Annotated in this window: 17 protein-coding genes; 12 read left to right on the top strand and 5 right to left on the bottom strand. The window is 69.1% G+C overall.

What is annotated here, in order from left to right; all coding sequences use genetic code 11:
• Positions 1 to 73 precede the first annotated feature (73 nt).
• Positions 74 to 868 (bottom strand): MIP/aquaporin family protein, encoded by a 795-nt coding sequence (locus ACFY0K_RS26630; protein WP_093505060.1) that lies wholly within the window; start codon positions 866 to 868, stop codon positions 74 to 76.
• Between the two features lie 373 nt (positions 869 to 1,241).
• Complete coding sequence (locus ACFY0K_RS26625) at positions 1,242 to 2,006, bottom strand: IclR family transcriptional regulator (RefSeq protein ID WP_390641950.1); 765 nt, start codon at positions 2,004 to 2,006, stop codon at positions 1,242 to 1,244.
• Between the two features lie 360 nt (positions 2,007 to 2,366).
• On the opposite strand from ACFY0K_RS26625, the gene metH reads away from it, so the two are divergent.
• The 3 genes from metH to ACFY0K_RS26610 all read left to right on the top strand — a co-directional run bounded on the left by metH (position 2,367) and on the right by ACFY0K_RS26610 (position 8,742).
• Complete coding sequence (gene metH, locus ACFY0K_RS26620; RefSeq protein WP_390641949.1) at positions 2,367 to 5,882, top strand: methionine synthase; 3,516 nt, start codon at positions 2,367 to 2,369, stop codon at positions 5,880 to 5,882.
• A 129-nt stretch (positions 5,883 to 6,011) separates the two neighbouring features.
• Positions 6,012 to 6,713, top strand: coding sequence for an HAD family hydrolase (locus ACFY0K_RS26615; protein ID WP_390641948.1), 702 nt, complete (start codon positions 6,012 to 6,014; stop codon positions 6,711 to 6,713).
• A gap of 424 nt (positions 6,714 to 7,137) precedes the next feature.
• Positions 7,138 to 8,742 (top strand): ABC transporter substrate-binding protein, encoded by a 1,605-nt coding sequence (locus ACFY0K_RS26610; protein ID WP_390641947.1) that lies wholly within the window; start codon positions 7,138 to 7,140, stop codon positions 8,740 to 8,742.
• An 80-nt stretch (positions 8,743 to 8,822) separates the two neighbouring features.
• Here the strand turns inward: ACFY0K_RS26610 and ACFY0K_RS26605 are convergent, their stop codons facing one another.
• Both ACFY0K_RS26605 and ACFY0K_RS26600 read right to left on the bottom strand, forming a co-directional pair.
• Positions 8,823 to 9,494 (bottom strand): response regulator transcription factor, encoded by a 672-nt coding sequence (locus tag ACFY0K_RS26605; RefSeq protein ID WP_030608351.1) that lies wholly within the window; start codon positions 9,492 to 9,494, stop codon positions 8,823 to 8,825.
• A gap of 16 nt (positions 9,495 to 9,510) precedes the next feature.
• Positions 9,511 to 10,452, bottom strand: coding sequence for a RecB family exonuclease (locus ACFY0K_RS26600; protein WP_390641946.1), 942 nt, complete (start codon positions 10,450 to 10,452; stop codon positions 9,511 to 9,513).
• 140 nt (positions 10,453 to 10,592) lie between these two features.
• Between ACFY0K_RS26600 and ACFY0K_RS26595 the strand changes: the two genes are divergently transcribed.
• The 3 genes from ACFY0K_RS26595 to ACFY0K_RS26585 all read left to right on the top strand — a co-directional run bounded on the left by ACFY0K_RS26595 (position 10,593) and on the right by ACFY0K_RS26585 (position 13,884).
• Entirely contained in the window at positions 10,593 to 12,032 is a 1,440-nt protein-coding gene (locus ACFY0K_RS26595; RefSeq protein WP_390641945.1) for a site-2 protease family protein, read from the top strand.
• A 154-nt stretch (positions 12,033 to 12,186) separates the two neighbouring features.
• Positions 12,187 to 13,089, top strand: a complete 903-nt coding sequence (locus ACFY0K_RS26590) for a tRNA (adenine-N1)-methyltransferase (RefSeq protein ID WP_352220032.1) — start codon at positions 12,187 to 12,189, stop codon at positions 13,087 to 13,089.
• Positions 13,090 to 13,302: 213 nt separating this feature from the next.
• On the top strand, positions 13,303 to 13,884 hold the full coding sequence (locus ACFY0K_RS26585; protein WP_390641944.1) for a hypothetical protein: 582 nt from the start codon (positions 13,303 to 13,305) through the stop codon (positions 13,882 to 13,884).
• Positions 13,885 to 13,956: 72 nt separating this feature from the next.
• Here ACFY0K_RS26585 and ACFY0K_RS26580 read toward each other — a convergent pair whose 3' ends face one another.
• Positions 13,957 to 14,262 (bottom strand): ferredoxin, encoded by a 306-nt coding sequence (locus ACFY0K_RS26580; RefSeq protein WP_351958920.1) that lies wholly within the window; start codon positions 14,260 to 14,262, stop codon positions 13,957 to 13,959.
• Between the two features lie 539 nt (positions 14,263 to 14,801).
• Between ACFY0K_RS26580 and arc the strand changes: the two genes are divergently transcribed.
• From arc to prcA, 6 genes are all read left to right on the top strand, one after another.
• Positions 14,802 to 16,568: a proteasome ATPase gene (gene arc / locus ACFY0K_RS26575; protein WP_351958919.1), complete on the top strand. Its 1,767-nt coding sequence runs from the start codon at positions 14,802 to 14,804 to the stop codon at positions 16,566 to 16,568.
• 244 nt (positions 16,569 to 16,812) lie between these two features.
• A complete protein-coding gene (gene dop, locus ACFY0K_RS26570; protein WP_351958918.1) occupies positions 16,813 to 18,324 on the top strand; it encodes a depupylase/deamidase Dop in 1,512 nt (503 codons plus the stop codon).
• A gap of 190 nt (positions 18,325 to 18,514) precedes the next feature.
• Positions 18,515 to 18,733, top strand: a complete 219-nt coding sequence (locus ACFY0K_RS26565; RefSeq protein WP_234531430.1) for a ubiquitin-like protein Pup — start codon at positions 18,515 to 18,517, stop codon at positions 18,731 to 18,733.
• A gap of 33 nt (positions 18,734 to 18,766) precedes the next feature.
• Positions 18,767 to 19,360, top strand: coding sequence for an endonuclease VII domain-containing protein (locus ACFY0K_RS26560; RefSeq protein WP_351958917.1), 594 nt, complete (start codon positions 18,767 to 18,769; stop codon positions 19,358 to 19,360).
• Positions 19,312 to 20,157 carry a proteasome subunit beta gene (gene prcB / locus ACFY0K_RS26555; protein WP_390641943.1) on the top strand — a complete coding sequence of 282 codons (846 nt, stop codon included), beginning with the start codon at positions 19,312 to 19,314 and terminating at the stop codon, positions 20,155 to 20,157. Before ACFY0K_RS26560 ends, prcB begins: the two co-directional genes overlap by 49 nt.
• Positions 20,158 to 20,226: 69 nt before the next feature.
• On the top strand, positions 20,227 to 20,985 hold the full coding sequence (prcA, locus tag ACFY0K_RS26550; protein WP_352365029.1) for a proteasome subunit alpha: 759 nt from the start codon (positions 20,227 to 20,229) through the stop codon (positions 20,983 to 20,985).
• Positions 20,986 to 21,047 lie beyond the last annotated feature (62 nt).

Below are 21,047 nucleotides of genomic sequence, written 5' to 3'. Positions count from 1 at the left end.
TGTCTGCTCCTCAGAGGTCCGTGGTGTGTGGCGGTACGTCTGTTACGTCTGTACTTCGGCGAGGCCTGCTGCTCTAAGCGAAGGCGACGTTGTAGATACCCGCGGCTATGGCTCCGCCGATCAGCGGGCCGACGACCGGGATCCAGGCGTAGCTCCAGTCGGAACCACCCTTGTTGGGCAGGGGGAGGAGCGCGTGCACGATGCGCGGGCCGAGGTCACGGGCCGGGTTGATGGCGTAGCCCGTCGGGCCGCCGAGCGACAGACCGATCGAGACGACCACCAGGGCGGTGATGAGGCCGCCGAGCACGCCGAGGCCGTTGCCCTTGTCGTTGAGGCCCTGGGTGAGGACCGCGAGGATCAGCACGACGGTGCCGATGATCTCCGTGGCGAGGTTCTGGACCGCGTTCCGGATCTCGGGACCGGTGGAGAAGATGCCGAGGACCGGGCCCGCGCCCTTCTCCTGGGCCTCGACGGCCTTGGCCGTGGTGGCCTGCGCGCCCGGGCCGCCGACGATCTCCTTGTCGGTGAGGTGCGCGTGGAACTGGCCGTAGTAGGCGACCCACACCAGGGAGGCGCCGATCATCGCGCCGAGCAGCTGTCCGGCGAAGTAGACCGGGACGTTGCTCCAGTCGCTGTTCTTGATGGCGAGAGCGACGGTGACGGCCGGGTTGAGGTGGGCACCGGACAGCGGTCCGGAGATGTAGACGGCCGTCAGGACGGCGAAGCCCCAACCGAAGGCGATGGCGAGCCAGCCGGCGTTGCGGGCCTTGGAGGCCTTGAGGGTCACGGCGGCGCAGACGCCACCGCCGAGCAGGATGAGTATGGCGGTACCGATGGTCTCGCCGATGAAGATGTCGGAGCTGGACACCCGCGACTCCTTTGTCCTTCGTCCAGGGAAGCCGAACCCCGAGTCCCTTCGGGGTGTTGGCGCCCTCGGGGGTGAGAGCGATGTCGGCCTTTGGCGTTGTCACACTCTAGCGCGTATTGCCGGTAGGTGTTCGACAATGCCGACCGATGGACGGGAGTCTTGCTCCGGCGTTACGCGTGCGTCAAGAGTTCTGTTATCGAAAGCGCGATCGTTATTGATTGCTGCGGGTTATCGGTGAGTCGGGTCGTCCGCCGGGTGTCCAGCGGTAACTCCACTGATCTGCGCATTTGCCCTGTTATGTCCATCTCAGGGTACGGCTGAGGCCGGTCCGCCACACGCGAACCGGCCTCGGTCGTCGATCAGGGGCCCGCCGTCAGAACCGGCCCGCGCCCAGGTCCCGGGAGACCGCGCGGGCGCAGTCCCGCACCGCCGCGACCAGGTCGGGCCGCAGCTCCCCGTCCGTGCAGAGCCGCTCCACCGCGCCCGTGATGCCCACCGCGCCCACCGGCATCCGGCGGCGGTCGTGGATCGGCGCCGCGACCGAGGCCACGCCCTCCCAGGTCTCCTCCACGTCGGCCGCGTAGCCGCGGGCCCGGGTGATGTCGAGGATGTGCTCGAAGGCGTCCAGGTCGCAGGTGGTGCGGTCGGTGAAGGGCTTGCGGTCGGCCTCCAGCGCCTCGCTGTGCGCCACCGGGTCGTAGGCCGACAGCACCTTGCCGAGAGCCGTCGAGTGCAGCGGCTGCATGGCGCCGATCTCCAGCACCTGCCGGCTGTCGTCGGGCCGGAAGACGTGGTGCACGATCAGCACGCCCTGCTGGTGGAACACGCCCAGGTAGACGCTCTCCCCGCTGGAGCGGGCCAGGTCGTCCGTCCACACCAGCGCCCGCGCCCGCAGTTCGTGGATGTCCAGGTAGGTGGTGCCGAGCCGGAGCAGCTCGGCGCCCAGCTGGTAGCGGCCCGAGACGTCGTCCTGCTCGACGAACCCCTCCTGCTGGAGGGTGCGCAGTATGCCGTGGGCGGTGCCCTTGGCGAGGCCCAGCGACGAGGCGATGTCCGACAGGCCGAGCCGTCGCTCGCCGCCCGCGAGCAGCCGCAGCATCGCGGCCGCCCGTTCGAGCGACTGGATGTTCCGTGCCATCGCCGTTCTGCCTCCGTCCCCTGTGACCCTCACCGTCACGGCGCCGTAACCATCGTTCGGCAATGCCGAACACTACCGGTCCATGCCGACTCTCCGCTAATGGGCGGTCGACATCCGTTACTTCACGCGTGGCCCGCCCTTCGGTGTCCCGCCACACACCTTCGCCCCGCACCATGGCCCGTGAGCGGCCAGAACACCATGGCCGGCGTCATACTGCCCGCCCCGCCGCTCACTCGTCCGCCACATGGACGCCCTGCCCATCCAAGCCCACTCCCGGTTACGCTGGCGCCGTGCGTCCATAGCCGGGTCCGCCCGGGGAAACCGCATAGCCGACAGCCGTCGCATCCAAGGGAGCCCTTCATGGCCTCGTCGCCGCCGTCCCCTTCCGCCGACAGCCGGACCCGGGTGTCCGCGCTCCGGGAGGCGCTCGCCACACGCGTGGTGGTCGCCGACGGAGCCATGGGCACCATGCTCCAGGCGCAGGACCCCACCCTGGAGGACTTCGAGCAGCTCGAGGGCTGCAACGAGATCCTCAACCTCACCCGCCCCGACATCGTCCGCTCCGTCCACGAGGCGTACTTCTCCGTGGGCGTGGACTGCGTGGAGACGAACACGTTCGGGGCGAACCACGCGGCCATGGCCGAGTACGACATCGCCGACCGCGTCCACGAACTGTCCGAGGCCGGTGCCCGCATCGCCCGCGAGACGGCCGACGACTTCACCGCCCGGGACGGCCGGCAGCGCTGGGTCCTCGGCTCCATCGGCCCCGGCACCAAGCTGCCCACCCTCGGCCACGTGCCGTACGTCACCATCCGGGACGGCTTCCAGCAGAACGCCGAGGGCCTGCTCGCCGGCGGCGCCGACGCCCTGATCGTCGAGACCACCCAGGACCTCCTGCAGACCAAGGCCTCCGTCCTCGGCGCCCGCCGCGCCATGGATGCCCTGGGCACCGAGGTCCCGCTCCTGGTCTCCATGGCCTTCGAGACCACCGGCACCATGCTGCTGGGCTCCGAGATCGGCGCCGCGCTCACCGCCCTGGAGCCGCTCGGCATCGACATGATCGGCCTGAACTGCTCGACCGGCCCCGCCGAGATGAGCGAGCACCTGCGCTACCTCACCCGGCACTCCCGCATCCCGCTGCTGTGCATGCCGAACGCCGGTCTGCCGGTCCTCACCAAGGACGGCGCCCACTTCCCGCTCGGCCCCGAGGGCCTGGCCGAGGCCCAGGACAACTTCGTCCGCGACTACGGCCTCTCCCTCATCGGCGGCTGCTGCGGCACCACCCCCGAGCACCTGCGCCAGGTCGTCGAGCGGGTCCGCGGGGTCACCCCGCCCGAGCGCAGCCCGCGCCCCGAGCCCGGCGCCGCCTCCCTCTACCAGACGGTCCCGTTCCGCCAGGACACCGCGTACCTGGCCATCGGCGAGCGCACCAACGCCAACGGCTCGAAGAAGTTCCGCGAGGCCATGCTGGCGGCCCGCTGGGACGACTGCGTGGAGATGGCCCGCGAGCAGATCCGCGAGGGCGCCCACATGCTGGACCTCTGCGTGGACTACGTCGGCCGGGACGGCGTCGCCGACATGGAGGAGCTGGCCGGCCGCTTCGCCACCGCCTCCACCCTGCCGATCGTCCTCGACTCCACCGAGGTCGACGTCATCCAGGCCGGTCTGGAGAAGCTCGGCGGGCGCGCGGTCATCAACTCCGTCAACTACGAGGACGGCGACGGCCCGGAGTCCCGCTTCGCGAAGGTCACCAAGCTGGCGCGGGAGCACGGCGCCGCGCTGATCGCGCTGACCATCGACGAGGAGGGCCAGGCCCGCACCCCCGAGAAGAAGGTCGAGATCGCCGAGCGGCTGATCGACGACCTGACCGGGAACTGGGGCATCCACGAGTCGGACATCCTCATCGACACCCTGACCTTCACCATCTGCACCGGTCAGGAGGAGTCCCGCAAGGACGGCATCGCCACCATCGAGGCCATCCGCGAACTCAAGCGCCGCCACCCGGACGTCCAGACCACCCTCGGCCTGTCCAACATCTCCTTCGGCCTCAACCCGGCCGCCCGCATCCTGCTGAACTCCGTCTTCCTCGACGAATGCGTCAAGGCGGGCCTGGACTCGGCGATCGTGCACGCGAGCAAGATCCTGCCGATCGCCCGCTTCAGCGAGGAGGAGGTACAGACCGCCCTCGACCTCATCCACGACCGCCGCGCCGAGGGCTACGACCCGCTCCAGAAGCTCATGCAGCTCTTCGAGGGAGCCACCGCCAAGTCCCTCAAGGCCGGCAAGGCCGAGGAACTGGCCGCCCTCCCGCTGGACGAGCGCCTCAAGCGCCGCATCATCGACGGCGAGCGCAACGGCCTGGAGGCCGACCTCGACGAGGCCCTGCAGACCCGCCCCGCCCTGGACATCGTCAACGAGACCCTGCTGGACGGCATGAAGGTCGTCGGCGAGCTGTTCGGCTCCGGCCAGATGCAGCTGCCGTTCGTCCTGCAGTCCGCCGAGGTCATGAAGGCCGCGGTCGCCCACCTCGAACCGCACATGGAGAAGTCGGACGCGGAAGGAAAGGGCACCATCGTCCTTGCCACCGTGCGCGGCGACGTCCACGACATCGGCAAGAACCTCGTCGACATCATCCTGTCCAACAACGGCTACAACGTCGTCAACCTCGGCATCAAGCAGCCCGTCTCCGCGATCCTGGAAGCCGCCGACGAGCACCGGGCCGACGTCATCGGCATGTCCGGACTGCTCGTCAAGTCCACGGTGATCATGAAGGAGAACCTGGAGGAGCTCAACCAGCGCGGCCTCGCGGCCACCTACCCGGTCATCCTCGGCGGCGCCGCCCTCACCCGCGCCTACGTCGAGCAGGACCTGCACGAGCTCTACGAGGGCGAGGTCCGCTACGCCCGCGACGCCTTCGAGGGCCTGCGCCTGATGGACGCGCTCATCGGCGTCAAGCGCGGGGTGCCCGGCGCAGTACTGCCCGAGCTGAAGCAGCGCCGGGTCCGGCAGACCGCCGCCGTCGAGGCCGAGGAGCGGCCCGAGGAGGGCCACGTCCGCTCCGACGTCGCCGTCGACAACCCGGTGCCCACCCCGCCGTTCTGGGACACCCGCGTCATCAAGGGCATCCAGCTCAAGGAGTACGCGAGCTGGCTCGACGAAGGCGCCCTCTTCAAGGGCCAGTGGGGCCTCAAGCAGGCCCGCACCGGCGAGGGACCGTCGTACGAGGAACTCGTCGAGACCGAGGGCCGCCCCCGGCTGCGCGGCCTCCTCGACCAGCTCCAGACGGAGAACCTGCTGGAAGCGGCCGTGGTCTACGGCTACTTCCCGTGCGTCTCCAAGGACGACGACCTGATCATCCTGGACGAACGCGGCAACGAACGCACCCGCTTCACCTTCCCCCGCCAGCGCCGTGGCCGCCGGCTCTGCCTCGCCGACTTCTTCCGTCCGGAGGAGTCCGGCGAGACGGACGTGGTCGGCCTCCAGGTCGTCACCGTCGGCTCCCGCATCGGCGAGCAGACCGCCAAACTGTTCGAGGCCAACTCCTACCGTGACTACCTCGAACTGCACGGCCTGTCCGTCCAGCTGGCCGAGGCCCTCGCCGAGTACTGGCACGCGCGCGTCCGCTCCGAACTGGGCTTCGCCGGCGAGGACCCCAGCGACATCGAGGACATGTTCGCCCTGAAGTACCGGGGCGCCCGCTTCTCCCTCGGCTACGGCGCCTGCCCCAACCTGGAGGACCGCGCCAAGATCGCCGACCTGCTCCGGCCCGAGCGGATCGGCGTCCACCTGTCCGAGGAGTTCCAGCTGCACCCCGAGCAGTCCACCGACGCCATCGTGATCCACCACCCGGAGGCGAAGTACTTCAACGCCCGCTGAGCGGTGCGCCGGCGCCGAGACGTGTCCCACACGGCACACTGATCGGATAAGTCGTACACTGGTCGGTCCACAGCAGGCCGGTTCCCCGCATGGGAACCGGCCTGGTCGTCCCTCAAGGAGGTGTGTGGATTGACCAGCACGGTCCCCGCGCTCGGAACCCGTACGGCGGAAGGCTCGGCCCTCCAGGCGGTGCTCCTCGACATGGACGGCACCCTGGTGGACACCGAGGGCTTCTGGTGGGACGTCGAGGTCGAGGTCTTCGCCCGCCTCGGCCACACCCTCGACGACTCCTGGCGCCATGTCGTGGTCGGCGGCCCCATGACCCGCAGCGCCGGATTCCTCATCGAGGCCACCGGCGCCGCCATCACCCTCGCCGAGCTCAGCGTGCTGCTCAACGCGGGCTTCGAGGAGCGGATCGGCACCGCCCTGCCGCTGATGCCGGGCGCACAGCGGCTGCTCGCCGAGCTGTACGAGCAGCAGATCCCCACCGCCCTGGTCTCCGCCTCGCACCGGCGCATCATCGACCGCGTCCTGACCTCGCTGGGCCCCCGGCACTTCAGCCTGTCCATCGCCGGCGACGAGGTCTCGCGCACCAAGCCTTACCCGGACCCGTACCTGCTCGCGGCCGCCGGACTGGGGGTGGATCCGGCCAGATGCGCGGTGGTCGAGGACACCGCGACCGGGGTCGCCGCCGCCGAGGCGGCCGGCTGCCAGGTGGTCGCCGTCCCGTCGGTCGCACCGATCGCCCCGGCCGCACGGCGTACCGTGGTGACCTCCCTGGAAGAGGTCGACCTCGCTTTTCTGCGCGGCCTGATGACGGAAATGGTCTAGCCGTTCACCCAGCGTGCAAAGTCCATTGGTCGAAATCCCGGCAGTGGTCATTCAACGGAATTCGCAACTGTTCAACCGGCTGAATTCCGATACCGCATCACCGGAATGCGCGTGTGACGTTCCCCACGTGTGAGGATGCTCGACAACGTTGCCCGATTGTGCCGCCCACCCCCGTTCGGGGGGAAACCGGGCTACCTTGTGTCCCGATTGGGGAGACGCTGCACTAATCCTGCCGCTGTCGGGTTTTCGGTCCGTCCACGACCGGTTCCCCTGCGTGATGGGCCCTCAACTCACGCCGCTGCCAACCGTCCTGCGGGCGCCGACTAATCTCGTCGCGAGAACATCGCCGTAACCCCCGTGATCCGCTTCGACACCCCATGTATGCGGGATACACGGACACGAACAGCTCTGGAGAACTTCGAGCATGAACCGTAAGACTTTGGTGCTGCCGGCCGTGGTCGGCCTGCTCACTCCGGTGCTCGCCGCCTGCGGTGGATCCAACAGCGGGAGCAGCAGCAGCGACGCGATCGTCGTAGGCACCACCGACGGGTTCACTGCCACGAAGGACGCCCCGGCGCCCCTCGACCCGGCCTACTCCTACGACGTCGGCGGCTGGAACATCCTGCGCCAGACCGTGCAGACCCTCATGTCCCAGCCCAAGGGCGAGGGCGACCCGGTCCCGGACGCGGCCGAGAGCTGCTCCTTCACCGACAGCGGCAGCGAGCGCTACGCGTGCAAGCTGCGCGACGGCCTGAAGTTCTCCGACGGCAACGCCGTCACCGCCCAGGACGTCAAGTGGTCCATCGAGCGCGCCCTGCGCATCAAGTCGGACAGTGGCGTCTACGGCCTGCTCACGAACATCGACACCGTCGAGACCCAGGGCGACCGCGAGGTCATCTTCCACCTCAAGACCGCCGACGCCACCTTCCCGTACAAGCTGTCCACCCCGGTCGCGGGCATCCTGAACCCCAAGGACTACGAGAAGGACAAGCTCCGCGACGGCTTCGACATCGACGGCTCCGGCCCCTACACCTTCAAGGCCGACGTCAAGAACGACGAGTTCGTCTCCGCCACCTTCACCAAGAACCCGAACTACAAGGGCAGCGTGAAGGTGAACAACGAGCAGGTCGTCCTGCGCTCCTTCAAGGACGCCGACGCCATGGGCGAGGCGATCGACAAGGGCGACATCGACGTCATGACCCGCTCCATGTCGCCGGCCCAGATCAACAAGCTCGACGCCGGCACCGACAAGAACGTCAGCCTCGTCGACATGTCCGGCCTGGAGATCCGCTACCTCGGCTTCAACACCGACGCGCCCTCCGTCAAGGCCAAGGCCGTCCGCCAGGCCATGGCTCAGCTCATCAACCGCGACGAACTCGTCGCCAAGGTGTACGGGCAGCAGGCCGAGCCGCTGTACTCGCTGGTCCCGGCCTCCGTCACCGGCCACTCAAACTCCTTCTTCAACAAGTACGGCAACCCCAGCGTCTCCAAGGCCAAGAGCCTGCTGACCGCGGCGAACATCACCACCCCGGTGAAGCTCACCCTGCACTACACGACCGACCACTACGGTCCGGCCACCAAGCAGGAGTTCGAGGTCCTCAAGCAGCAGCTCAACGGCAGCGGGCTGTTCGACGTCAGCATCGAGGGCACCCCCTGGTCGACCTACCAGACGTCCGAGCGCAAGGGCGACTACGACGTCTACGGCATGGGCTGGTTCCCCGACTTCCCGGACGCCGACAACTTCCTCGCGCCGTTCCTCGACAAGGACAACTTCCTCAAGTCGCCCTACGCCAACACCCGGATCATCAACACGCTGATCCCCGAGTCCCGCCGCGAGGCCGACCGGGCCAGCGCCACCGGCAGCCTGACCGAGATCCAGGACGACGTCGCCACGGACGTCCCGGTGCTGCCCCTGTGGCAGGGCAAGCAGTACGTCGCCGCCCGCGACGACATCACCGGCGTCGCCTACGCCCTCAACTCCTCCGCCAGCCTCCAGCTGTGGGAGCTGGGCCGCGGCTCCAGCAGCTGACGCCCGGTCATACGACAGGAGGGGCGCCCCGCTCGTGAAGCGGGGCGCCCCTCCTGTCGTATACGCCCGGCGGCCGTCGGCTACTGCGCGCCGGGGCGCACCAGGCCGCTCTCGTACGCGTACACCGCCGCCTGCACCCGGTCCCGCAGCCCCAGCTTGGTCAGCACATGCCCCACATGCGTCTTCACCGTGGTCTCGCTGACGAACAGGTCCGCGGCGATCTCCGCGTTCGACAGCCCGCGCGCCACCAGCTTCAGCACCTCCACCTCACGGTCGGTGAGCGTGTGCAGGGTGTCCGGCACCGGCTCCTCACCGGACGGCAGATGCGTCGCGTACTTGTCCAGCAGCCGGCGCGTGATGCTCGGCGCCAGCATCGCCTCGCCGTTCGCCACCACCCGGATCGCCTGCACCAGCTCGTTGGCCGGCGCGTCCTTCAGCAGAAAGCCGCTGGCCCCCGCGCGCAGCGCCTCCACCACGTACTCGTCCAGATCGAACGTGGTCAGGACCAGCACCTTCGCCGGACCGTCCCGGCCCGGACCGGTGATCTGCCGGGTCGCCTCCACACCGTCCATCCGCGGCATCCGGATGTCCATCAGCACGACGTCGGGCTGGAGGGCGCGCACCTGGTCGAGTGCCTGCAGGCCGTCTCCGGCCTCGCCCACGACCGCGATGTCCTGCTCGGCCTCCAGAATCATCCGGAACCCGGTACGCAGCAGCGGCTGGTCGTCGACCAGTAGGACGCGGATGGCCACGATGAGTCTCCTTCTGCTAGTCCGCGCTCATTCTGCCCTGCGCCACGTCCCCGGACGCCGCCGACCTCACCGGCAGCGGATACGGCGGGGGAGTGCCGCCGAACTCCGGGCAGTGCGCCTGGTGGTCGCACCACCCGCACAGCTTCGTCGGCCGCGGCCGCCACTCGCCCGACTCCGTCGCCTGCCGGATCGCCTCCCACAGCGCGAGCAGCTTGCGCTCCACCCGCTGCAGATCGGCGAGGACCGGGTCGTACGTCAACACGTCACCGCTGCCGAGATAGACCAGCTGCAACCGCCTCGGCACCACGTTCTTCAGCCGCCACACCACCAGCGCGTAGAACTTCATCTGGAACAGCGCACCCTCGGCGTACTCCGGCCGCGGCGCCTTGCCCGTCTTGTAGTCGACGATCCGCACCTCACCCGTCGCGGCCACGTCCACCCGGTCGATGATCCCGCGCAGCCGCAGCCCCGACTCCAGCTCCGTCTCCACGAACAGCTCCCGCTCCACGGGCTCGAGACGGACCGGATCCTCCAGCGTGAACCAGCGCTCGACCAGCTGCTCCGCCTCACCCAGCCAGCGCGCCAGCCGCTCGCCCTCCGGGTCCTCCGCGAACAGCTCACCGAGCTCCGGCCTGGACTCCCGCAGCCGGTCCCACTGCCCCGGGATCAGTGCCTTGGCCCGCGGCGCCGTCCGCTCCGCGGCGGGCGCGTCGAAGAGCCGCTCCAGGACCGCGTGCACCAGGGTCCCCCGCGTCGCCGCCTCGCTCGGCTTCTCCGGCAGCCGGTCGATCACCCGGAACCGGTACAGCAACGGACACTGCATGAAGTCACTGGCCCGCGACGGCGACAGCGACGCGGGCGGCCCGGCCGCCCTGCCCGCCACCGCCGTGACCGGCCCGTCCCCCTGCGCGACGACCGCGCCCCGATCCTGCGCGGCGTCCTCGATGCTGCTGTCCATGACCACAGACCATACGGCCCGCCACTGACAGTCACCCAACCCGCACGACGCCCCGGCCAACACAGGGGGTGCCGGGGCAGAACGCACCGCGACGGCCGCATACCATCGACCGGAGACGACGCATCTAACGAGGGGACACCGTGGACGTGAGCGGCGGCAGCGGGCAGCCCCGGTCGGACAACGCCGAACCGGCGCAGCAGACGACCGGCGAGGAGCCCGCGCCCCCGGCCCCGGCCCCGCAGACACCGGACCACCCCGAACAGCAGGAGCAGCCGCAGACCACGCCGGCCCCGGAGAAACCGGAGACGGCCGGGGCACCGGCCCGCCAGGACGCACCCGACCCACCCACCGGCGCCCCCGACCCGGGCGACGGGCCGGCCCCCGCGCAGTCCGGCATGGCCAAGGGACAGCCGCCGCAGCGGCCCAAGGAACCCGGCGGCGGACTGCTCATGGGCCGGCCCTTCGGCGTCCCCGTGTACGTCGCCCCCAGCTGGTTCGTCGTCGCCGCACTGATCACCTGGGTCTTCGGCGGCCAGCTCGACCGCGTACTGCCCGAACTCGGCGCCGCCCGCTACCTCGTCTCCCTCTTCTTCGCCATCGCCTTCTACGCCTCCGTCCTGATCCACGAACTCGCCCACACGGTCGCCGCGATCCGCTTCAAACTCCCCGTCCGCCGCATCCAGCTCCAGTTCTTCGGCGGTGTCTCGGAGATCGAGAAGGAAGCGGAGACCCCCGGCCGGGAATTCGTGCTGGCCTTCGTCGGCCCGCTGCTCTCCCTCGTCCTCTCCGGCCTCTTCTACCTCGCCATGCAGCCCGTCGAGCCCGGCACCGTCCCCGGCGTCCTGCTGGCCGGCCTGATGGTCTCCAACCTCATCGTCGCCGCCTTCAATTTGCTGCCCGGCCTGCCCCTCGACGGCGGCCGGATGCTCCGCGCCGTCGTCTGGAAGATCACCGGCAAACCCATGAGCGGCACCGTCGCCGCCGCCTGGGTCGGCCGCGCCCTCGCCGTCTCCGTCCTCATCGGCCTCCCGCTGCTCAACCACTGGGGCGCCTTCGGCGGCAGCACCGACGACAGCAGCGGCATGGACGCCGTCACCGACGCCCTGCTCGCCGCCATCCTCGCCGCGATCATCTGGACCGGCGCCGGCAACAGCCTGCGCATGGCCCGGCTCCGCGAACACCTCCCGGAACTGCGCGCCCGCACCCTCACCCGCCGCGCCGTCCCCGTCGAGACCGACACCCCCCTCTCCGAGGCCCTGCGCCGCGCCAACGCCGCCGGCGCCCGCGCCCTGGTCGTCGTCGACGCCGACGGCAACCCGCTCTCCCTCGTCCGCGAGGCCGCCATCGTCGGCGTACCCGAACACCGCCGCCCCTGGGTCGCCGTCAGCGGCCTCGCCCAGGACCTCACCGACGGCATGCGCATCTCCGCAGAGCTGGCCGGAGAGGACCTCCTGGACGTCCTGCGCGCCACCCCGGCGACCGAGTACCTGGTCGTCGAGGAGACCGGCGAAATCTACGGCGTCCTGTCGGCGGCGGACGTAGAACGCGCCTTCGTCAAAGCAATGGCAAGGCCCGCCTGACAGCACCCCGCGACCCGAAGGGGCGCTGGGGGTGCCCCCGGCCGAAGGCTGGGGGAGGAACTGCGCGAGCAACCACAGACGGCCCGCACCCGACGCACCCACCCCCGCCCCCCTGTCGGTCAGGCCCCCCGCAGGGAACCGGTAGGCTGTTCACATGTCCGAACCGACCGGTGCCGCCCGCAGGCGCGGGCCCTTCAAGGTCGGGGACCAGGTACAGCTGACCGACCCCAAGGGTCGCCACTACACGTTCACGCTCGAAGCCGGGAAGAACTTCCACACCCACAAGGGCTCCTTCCCGCACGACGAACTGATCGGCGCTCCCGAGGGCAGCGTTGTCCGCACCACCGGCAACGTCGCCTACCTCGCGCTGCGCCCCCTGCTCCCCGACTACGTCCTGTCCATGCCCCGCGGGGCAGCCGTCGTCTACCCCAAGGACGCGGGGCAGATCCTCTCCTTCGCCGACATCTTCCCCGGCGCCCGCGTCGTCGAGGCCGGCGTCGGCTCCGGCTCGCTCAGCAGCTTCCTGCTGCGCGCCATCGGCGACCAGGGCATGCTGCACAGCTACGAGCGCCGCGCGGACTTCGCCGAGATCGCCCAGCAGAACGTCGAGCGCTACTTCGGCGGCCCGCACCCGGCCTGGCAGCTCACCGTCGGCGACCTCCAGGACAACCTCTCGGACACCGACGTCGACCGCGTCATCCTCGACATGCTCGCCCCCTGGGAGTGCCTGGAGGCCGTCTCCAAGGCGCTCGTCCCCGGCGGCATCCTGTGCTGCTACGTCGCCACCACCACCCAGCTCGCCCGGACCGTCGAGTCCATCCGCGAGATCGGCTGCTTCAACGAGCCGACCTCCTGGGAGACGATGATCCGCAACTGGCACGTGGAAGGCCTCGCCGTCCGCCCCGACCACCGGATGATCGGCCACACCGGCTTCCTGCTCACCGCCCGCCGCCTCGCCGACGGCGTCGAGCCGCCCATGCGCCGCCGCCGCCCCGCCAAGGGCGCCTACGGCGAGGACTACGAGGGCCCCAACGCCGACGGCGGCGCCGGCCGCTGAGCCCGGCCCCGCACCCCCTTCAACGTACGAGCGCCGCCACCGAGTTCCCCGACACCACGGAACTCGGCGGCGGCGCTCACCCGTTGACGCCACCCGTCACAGTGCGGCACCCCACCGGCCACGAAAGCCCACCCCGCCGTTCCCTGCCCGCTGTGACGTGTGGCACGATGCAGGCCACCCCCACCGGCACAGGCCTCACAGGAGACACTCCTAGTGCAGCAATCCGTGGTCCCGGAGCTCGCTCACACCGACACCCGCCCCATGCACTGGCTCGCCACCGCCGCTGCCGTGGCCGGGGTCGTAGCTCTGTCGTCCCTCTTCCAGCCGGGCTCGGCCAAAGCCGCCCAGCCCACCGCCCCGACCGGGACGAAATCCGCCCCCGCGGCCGCCGCGCCGCCCAGCACCACCGGCGTGGACTTCCCCCTCGACTGCGGCCCCGTGAAGGAGCTGGTCGTCAAGAAGGCCACCGGCGACCTCGACGGAGACGGCAGACCGGAAACCGTCGTGGTCGTCCACTGCGACTCGGCCATGGGCACCCCGCCCGACGGGGTCTACGTCCTCACCCAGGCCGCCGGCGCCACCAGCCCCCGCGTCGTCGCCACCCTGGTCGACCCCAAGGACCGCTACACCGTGACCGACTTCGCCGTCGCCGGCAAAGCGGTCACCGCCACCCTGCTCGGCTATTCCTCGGACAACGTGCCCAGTTGCTGCCCGGACCTGAAGGCCGGCGCCAAGTGGCAGTGGAACGGCCACGCGTTCGTCCGCTCCACCCCCGCCGCCGCCCACAGCGTCTGACGGCCACGCCGGTCACGCCGACCGCGCCGGCCCGAAGGCCCGCAGCCCACGCCACGCGGAGTGGCCGGAAAGTCACTCCGCGTCCGGCCCGTACACCTCGACACGGTCCGCGGCCCGGCGCACATGGATGCACTCGCCCGGACACTCCCGCGCCGAGTCCACCACGTCCGTGAGCAACGGCAGCGGCACCGGCACCGACGCACCCTTCGCCTGCAGCAGCTCGTCGTCCGCGCCCTTCACATAGGCCAGGCCGTCGATGTCCAGCTCGAACACCTCCGGGGCGTACTGGGCACAGATCCCGTCACCCGTACACAGGTCCTGGTCGATCCAGACCTCGAGCGCCTCACCGCCGGCCAGGGCCTCCTGCTGCACGGTCATCTCTCCTGCCGTAGAAAGCGCCGGACGGCCGGACCCGGCGGTCACCCGGTCCCGCCCCGGCGGGTGTTGAACGCCTTCGACCCTACCTCCGGCCCGAAGCCGCCCGCGCACCCTCCTCGCGCACCCTCCCGAGCGCCCTCCGTCCACGCTCTGCGCCCGCGCGGACGGCGCCCCCACCGGCGCGGGACGGCGGCGTCCGGCCACCCGGCCGATCGACTTGAGCCAACCCGCACCCCGCCACCGCGAACACGCGGCACATCCGGACGGTCGCTCTGTGTAAGAAATCCGCCACTGGGGCACAACCCCTGAACCGGCACTGGAGCGGACAACTCCGGTCAGTAACGAAGGGTTTTGACCACTCCGGGCCTGGAACACGCGGCTTCTGAATCGCGTTGAGTGGGTATCCACCCGGCACGAGGGAGAACGCGATGGGTGACCGACGACACACCTTGACAGTCTTTGTGATCTAGGGGTTTCAATCGACACCCACCCAGGTAGGGTCTGGAAGCGTCCAGCTCCCCTTGGAGGAGGTGAGGACCGTGGCAGCCCACGACGACGACATGAACCGCGGCATCCGCCCGGGACGAGGGTCCGACGACCCGTCCGAGCAGATCGCCTATCTTGAGCAGGAGATCGCCGTCCTGCGACGCAAGCTCGCCGACTCTCCGCGACACACGAGGATTCTCGAAGAGCGGATCGTCGAGCTGCAGACGAACCTGGCCGGCGTGTCCGCCCAGAACGAGCGACTCGCGAACACCCTCCGCGAGGCCCGCGACCAGATCGTGGCCCTCAAGGAAGAAGTCGACCGGCTCGCACAGCCGCCGGCCGGCTTCGGTGTCTTCCTCACGGCGAACGAGGACGGCACCGCCGACATCTTCACCGGCGGCCGCAAACTGCGGGTGAACGTCAGCCCGAGCGTCGACCTGGACGACCTCAGGCGCGGCCAGGAAGTCATGCTCAACGAGGCGCTCAACGTGGTCGAGGCCATGGAGTACGAGCGCGTCGGCGACATCGTCACCCTCAAGGAGATCCTCGAGGACGGCGAGCGCGCCCTGGTACTGGGGCACACCGACGAGGAGCGGGTGGTACGGCTCGCCGAGCCGCTGCTGGACGTGAACATCCGGCCCGGCGACGCCCTCCTGCTCGAACCCCGCTCCGGCTACGTCTACGAGATCGTGCCCAAGAGCGAGGTCGAGGAACTCGTCCTCGAAGAGGTCCCCGACATCGGCTACGAGCAGATCGGCGGACTCGGCGGCCAGATCGAGGCCATCCGGGACGCCGTCGAGCTCCCCTACCTCTACCCGGACCTGTTCAAGGAGCACGAACTGCGCCCGCCCAAGGGCGTCCTGCTCTACGGACCCCCCGGATGCGGCAAGACGCTCATCGCCAAGGCCGTCGCCAACTCGCTGGCCAAGAAGGTCGCCGAAGTCACCGGCCAGGCCGCGGGCAAGAGCTTCTTCCTCAACATCAAGGGCCCCGAGCTCCTGAACAAGTACGTCGGCGAGACCGAGCGGCAGATCCGCCTCGTCTTCCAGCGTGCCCGGGAGAAGGCCAGCGAGGGCACCCCCGTCATCGTCTTCTTCGACGAGATGGAGTCCCTCTTCCGCACCCGCGGCTCCGGCGTCAGCTCGGACGTGGAGAACACCATCGTCCCCCAGCTGCTCGCCGAGATCGACGGTGTCGAAGGCCTCCAGAACGTGGTCGTCATCGGCGCCTCCAACCGCGAGGACATGATCGACCCCGCCATCCTCCGCCCCGGCCGTCTCGACGTGAAGATCAAGATCGAGCGTCCCGACGCCGAGGCCGCCAAGGACATCTTCGGCAAGTACCTCACCGAACGGCTCCCGCTGCACGCCGACGACCTCGGAGAACACGGCGGCAGCAAGGCCACCACCGTCGAAAGCATGATTCAGACGGCGGTAGAACACATGTACGCCGAATCCGAGGAAAACCGCTTCCTGGAAGTCACCTACGCCAACGGCGACAAGGAAGTCCTCTACTTCAAGGACTTCAACTCCGGCGCCATGATCGAAAACATCGTCGGACGCGCCAAGAAGATGGCGATCAAGGACTTCCTCGAGCACAACCAGAAGGGCCTCCGCGTCTCCCACCTCCTCCAGGCCTGCGTGGACGAGTTCAAGGAGAACGAGGACCTGCCCAACACCACCAACCCCGACGACTGGGCCCGGATCTCCGGAAAGAAGGGCGAACGGATCGTCTACATCCGTACCCTCATCACCGGAAAGCAGGGCGCGGACACCGGACGCTCCATCGACACGGTGGCGAACACCGGACAGTACCTGTAAAACACAGGGCGGCTGCGGGTGCCCTCACCGGGTACCCGCAGCCGACTGTTTTTCCGGCCAAAACCGGAACCGAGGCGAGCAAGGCAATGACGCAAATGATCTCCCCACCAGCGCAAAGGCGTTCTAGGCTCTTTCCTACCGCCGAGTCGCGCAGTGCGGGGACGGGCACCGCACACGCACCGGAGCGCCAGCGGTACGCGAGCGCAGCCCACGACCGAGGGCTCCGCCGGGCAAGGAGGGCCGCATGACCGTACGGCGAGTAATGGGCATCGAGACGGAGTACGGGATCTCCGTCCCCGGCCACCCCAACGCCAATGCCATGCTCACCTCGTCCCAGATCGTCAACGCCTACGCGGCGGCGATGCACCGGGCCCGCCGGGCCCGCTGGGACTTCGAGGAGGAGAACCCGCTACGGGACGCCCGAGGCTTCGACCTCGCACGCGAGGCCGCCGACGCCAGCCAGCTCACCGACGAGGACATCGGCCTCGCCAACGTGATCCTCACCAACGGCGCCCGCCTCTACGTCGACCACGCACACCCCGAATACAGCGCCCCCGAGGTCACCAACCCCCGCGACGCCGTCCTCTGGGACAAGGCCGGCGAACGCATCATGGCCGAAGCCGCCGAACGAGCCGCCGCACTCCCCGGCGCCCAGCCCATCCACCTCTACAAGAACAACACCGACAACAAGGGCGCCTCCTACGGCACGCACGAGAACTACCTGATGAAGCGGGAAACCCCCTTCTCGGACATCGTGCGCCACCTCACCCCCTTCTTCGTCTCCCGCCAGGTCGTCACCGGCGCCGGCCGCGTCGGCATCGGCCAGGACGGCCACGAACACGGCTTCCAGCTCAGCCAGCGCGCCGACTACTTCGAGGTCGAGGTCGGCCTGGAGACGACGCTGAAGCGGCCCATCATCAACACCAGGGACGAGCCCCACGCGGACGCGGAGAAGTACCGCCGCCTCCACGTGATCATCGGCGACGCGAACCTGTCGGAGATCTCGACCTACCTGAAACTGGGCACGACGGCCCTCGTGCTCTCGATGATCGAGGACGGCTTCATCGCCGTGGACCTCGCCGTCGACCAGCCCGTACGCACCCTCCACCAGGTCTCCCACGACCCCGGCCTCAAGCGCCTCGTCACCCTCCGCAGCGGCCGCACACTCACCGCCGTCCAGCTCCAGATGGAGTACTACGAGCTGTCGCGCAAATACGTGGAGGAGCGCTACGGCGCCGACGCCGACGACCAGACCCGGGACGTCCTGCAGCGCTGGGAGGACACCCTCAACCGCCTGGAGAACGACCCCATGAGTCTCTCCGGCGAACTCGACTGGGTGGCCAAGAAGGAGCTCATGGAGGGCTACCGCCGCCGCGACGAGCTCGACTGGGACGCCGCCAAGCTGCACCTCCTCGACCTCCAGTACGCCGACGTACGGGCCGAGAAGGGCCTCTACAACCGCCTCGCCGCCCGCGGACGCATGAAGCGGCTGCTGGACGAGGCCGACGTGGAACGGGCCCGCACCAGCCCCCCTGAGGACACCCGGGCCTACTTCCGCGGCCGCTGCCTGGAGCAGTACGCCGACGACGTCGCCGCGGCCAGCTGGGACTCGGTCATCTTCGACCTCCCCGGCCGGGACAGCCTCCAGCGCGTCCCAACCCTGGAACCGCTACGCGGAACGCGAAATCACGTCAAAGAGCTCCTGGACCGCTGCCGCACCGCAGAAGACCTGGTCAGGGTCCTCTCCGGCGGCTGAACGGGTACCCGGAGCACACCGGGCGGCCGGGGTCAAAACCCCGGCGCCCGGGAATCATCGAGGTGGCCCCCGTACGTTGGAGAAACTGCGGGGCCGATGTCGGACCCGGCTTGTAGGGTCTGATCATCACCGATCGGCAGGAAAGCCGACCTGTCGACCCATGTCGGGCGAACTGAGCGGGGTGAGTGTCATGGCAACCAAGGACACCGGCGGCGGACAGCAGAAGGCGACGCACTCGACCGAGGAGGTCGAGGAGCAGGCGGCAGAGTCGCAGGGCTCCGAGGACCTCAAGGAGCGCCACGAGAAGCTGAGCGACGACGTCGACTCGGTTCTGGACGAGATCGACGATGTCCTCGAGGAAAATGCGGAGGACTTCGTTCGAAGTTTCGTTCAGAAGGGCGGCGAGTAGCCTTCGAATCGAAGAAGTCGGGGGCGTCGTACGGTGGAGATCGAAGAAGGTGTGAAGCGTTGCTCGCGGTGTGGGGAATCCAAATCGCGAGCAGCGTTCGCCAGCAACAAGAGCGCCCGTGACGGGTTGCAGGCCTACTGCCGGGAGTGCTGGGCGGGGTATCACCAGGCCCGACAACTCGCCAAGGGAAAGAATGTACGGCCTCGCGTGGACACACCCGAGGGGCACAAGTACTGCCGAAGCTGCAAGCAGATCAAACCGCACAGTGAGTGGCATCGGAATGCCACGGCTTCCGACGGTCTCTCGACCAGTTGCAAGGACTGCCGGGCGGCGAAAGGGCGTGCCGGGCACTTGAAGCGCAGCTACGGCCTTACGGAAGCCGAGCGCGACGCCATGATCGCCTCGCAGATGGGCCTCTGCGTGATCTGCTTGAAAGCTCCCCCCGTACATGTGGATCACTGCCATGAGACGGGTAGGGTCCGTGGCGTACTGTGCTTCAACTGCAATTCGGCCATCGGCAAGTTGGGAGACGACCCCGACGCTGTTCGTCGGGCAGCCGCCTACCTGGAAGGAACTCCGTGGAAGCCAACACTCGTAGCACCGGGCGTCTACCAGCTGCCTTCCTGACGCCTGGGTCGTCCTCGTTCATGGACTTTCTCGGTGAGCACCAGCCGGAGTTGCTGCCCGGCAGGCGGCAGTTGCCGCCCACGCAGGGGGTGATCGAGGCGCCGCACGGGACGACGATCGTGGCGGTGACCTTCCCCGGGGGCGTGGTGCTCGCCGGTGACCGTCGGGCCACGATGGGCAATGTGATCGCCCAGCGGGACATCGAGAAGGTGTTCCCGGCGGACGAGTACTCGGCCGTCGGTATCGCCGGCACCGCCGGTCTCGCCGTGGAGATGGTGAAGCTGTTCCAGCTGGAGCTGGAGCACTTCGAGAAGGTCGAGGGGGCCCAGCTGTCCCTGGAGGGCAAGGCGAACCGGCTGTCGACGATGATCCGGTCCAACCTCGGCATGGCGATGCAGGGGCTGGCGGTCGTGCCGTTGTTCGCCGGGTTCGACGTGGACCGGGCCAAGGGCCGGATCTTCTCCTACGACGTCACCGGCGGCCGTTCCGAGGAGCACAACTTCGCGGCCACGGGGTCCGGCTCGATCTTCGCGCGCGGTGCGATGAAGAAGCTGTTCCGTGACGACCTGTCCGAGGAGCAGGCGACCACACTGGTGGTGCAGGCTCTGTACGACGCGGCCGACGACGACTCGGCGACGGGTGGTCCCGATGTCGCCCGCCGGATCTACCCGATCATCACCGTGATCACCGACGCCGGCTTCCGCCGGCTCACGGACGACGAGTCCTCCGAGCTGGCCCGTGCGGTGCTGGCGCGCCGTCTGGAGGAGCCGGACGGCCCGCGCGCGGCGCTGCTGTAGGGCGCCGGCGTTCTTATCAAGGTGATCCCAGTGACTTCGACGGAACCCTAAGGAAGGGGACGGATACCGGTGTCGACGCCGTTCTATGTCTCACCTCAGCAGGCGATGGCGGACCGTGCCGAGTACGCCCGCAAGGGCATCGCGCGTGGCCGCAGCCTGGTTGTGCTCCAGTACGCCGACGGCATCGTGTTCGTCGGTGAGAACCCGTCCCGTGCGCTGCACAAGTTCAGCGAGATCTATGACCGGATCGGTTTCGCGGCCGCCGGCAAGTACAACGAGTACGAGAATCTGCGGATCGGCGGTGTGCGCTATGCCGACCTGCGTGGTTACACCTATGACCGTGACGATGTGACGGCGCGTGGTCTGGCGAACGTGTACGCGCAGACGCTGGGCACGATCTTCTCGTCGGCGGCGGAGAAGCCGTACGAGGTGGAGCTGGTCGTCGCGGAGGTGGGGGAGACTCCGGAGGGTGACCAGATCTACCGGTTGCCGCACGACGGTTCGATCGTGGACGAGCACGGTTCGGTGGCGGTCGGTGGCAGTGCGGAGCAGATCAGTACGTATCTGGACCGTGAGCACCGGGAGGGGATGACCCTGGCGGAGGCTCTGAAGCTGGCTGTGACGGCGTTGTCGCGGGAGTCGAACGGGACGCAGCGGGAGATTCCGGCGGAGCGTCTGGAGGTCGCGGTGCTGGACCGGACGCGTCCGCAGCAGCGGAAGTTCAAGCGGATCGTGGGTCCGCAGTTGTCGCGGCTGCTGGAGTCGGGCGGTGCGGCGACGGCTGCGGAGGCCGAGGACGCCGAGGAGTCCGGCGGAGACGTCGAGTAGTCGAGTAGCTGGGAGACGTCGAGTAGCTGTTCGTATCGGCTCGTATCCGCCCCGTTCTGCGC

The sequence above is a fragment of the Streptomyces sp. NPDC001507 genome, from assembly GCF_042894765.1.
In the GTDB taxonomy this organism is placed as follows: Bacteria; Actinomycetota; Actinomycetes; order Streptomycetales; family Streptomycetaceae; genus Streptomyces.
This window is presented reverse-complemented; position numbering and strand designations above follow the sequence as displayed.

Excerpts from the sequence above, each read along its gene's own strand:
- ACFY0K_RS26565 (WP_234531430.1), top strand. The coding sequence starts at position 18,515 with ATGGCAACCAAGGACACCGGCGGCGGACAGCAGAAGGCGACGCACTCG.
- ACFY0K_RS26600 (WP_390641946.1), bottom strand. The coding sequence starts at position 10,452 with ATGGACAGCAGCATCGAGGACGCCGCGCAGGATCGGGGCGCGGTCGTC.
- ACFY0K_RS26625 (WP_390641950.1), bottom strand. The coding sequence starts at position 2,006 with ATGGCACGGAACATCCAGTCGCTCGAACGGGCGGCCGCGATGCTGCGG.
- dop (WP_351958918.1), top strand. The coding sequence starts at position 16,813 with ATGACCGTACGGCGAGTAATGGGCATCGAGACGGAGTACGGGATCTCC.
- ACFY0K_RS26610 (WP_390641947.1), top strand. The coding sequence starts at position 7,138 with ATGAACCGTAAGACTTTGGTGCTGCCGGCCGTGGTCGGCCTGCTCACT.
- metH (WP_390641949.1), top strand. The coding sequence starts at position 2,367 with ATGGCCTCGTCGCCGCCGTCCCCTTCCGCCGACAGCCGGACCCGGGTG.
- ACFY0K_RS26580 (WP_351958920.1), bottom strand. The coding sequence starts at position 14,262 with ATGACCGTGCAGCAGGAGGCCCTGGCCGGCGGTGAGGCGCTCGAGGTC.
- ACFY0K_RS26590 (WP_352220032.1), top strand. The coding sequence starts at position 12,187 with ATGTCCGAACCGACCGGTGCCGCCCGCAGGCGCGGGCCCTTCAAGGTC.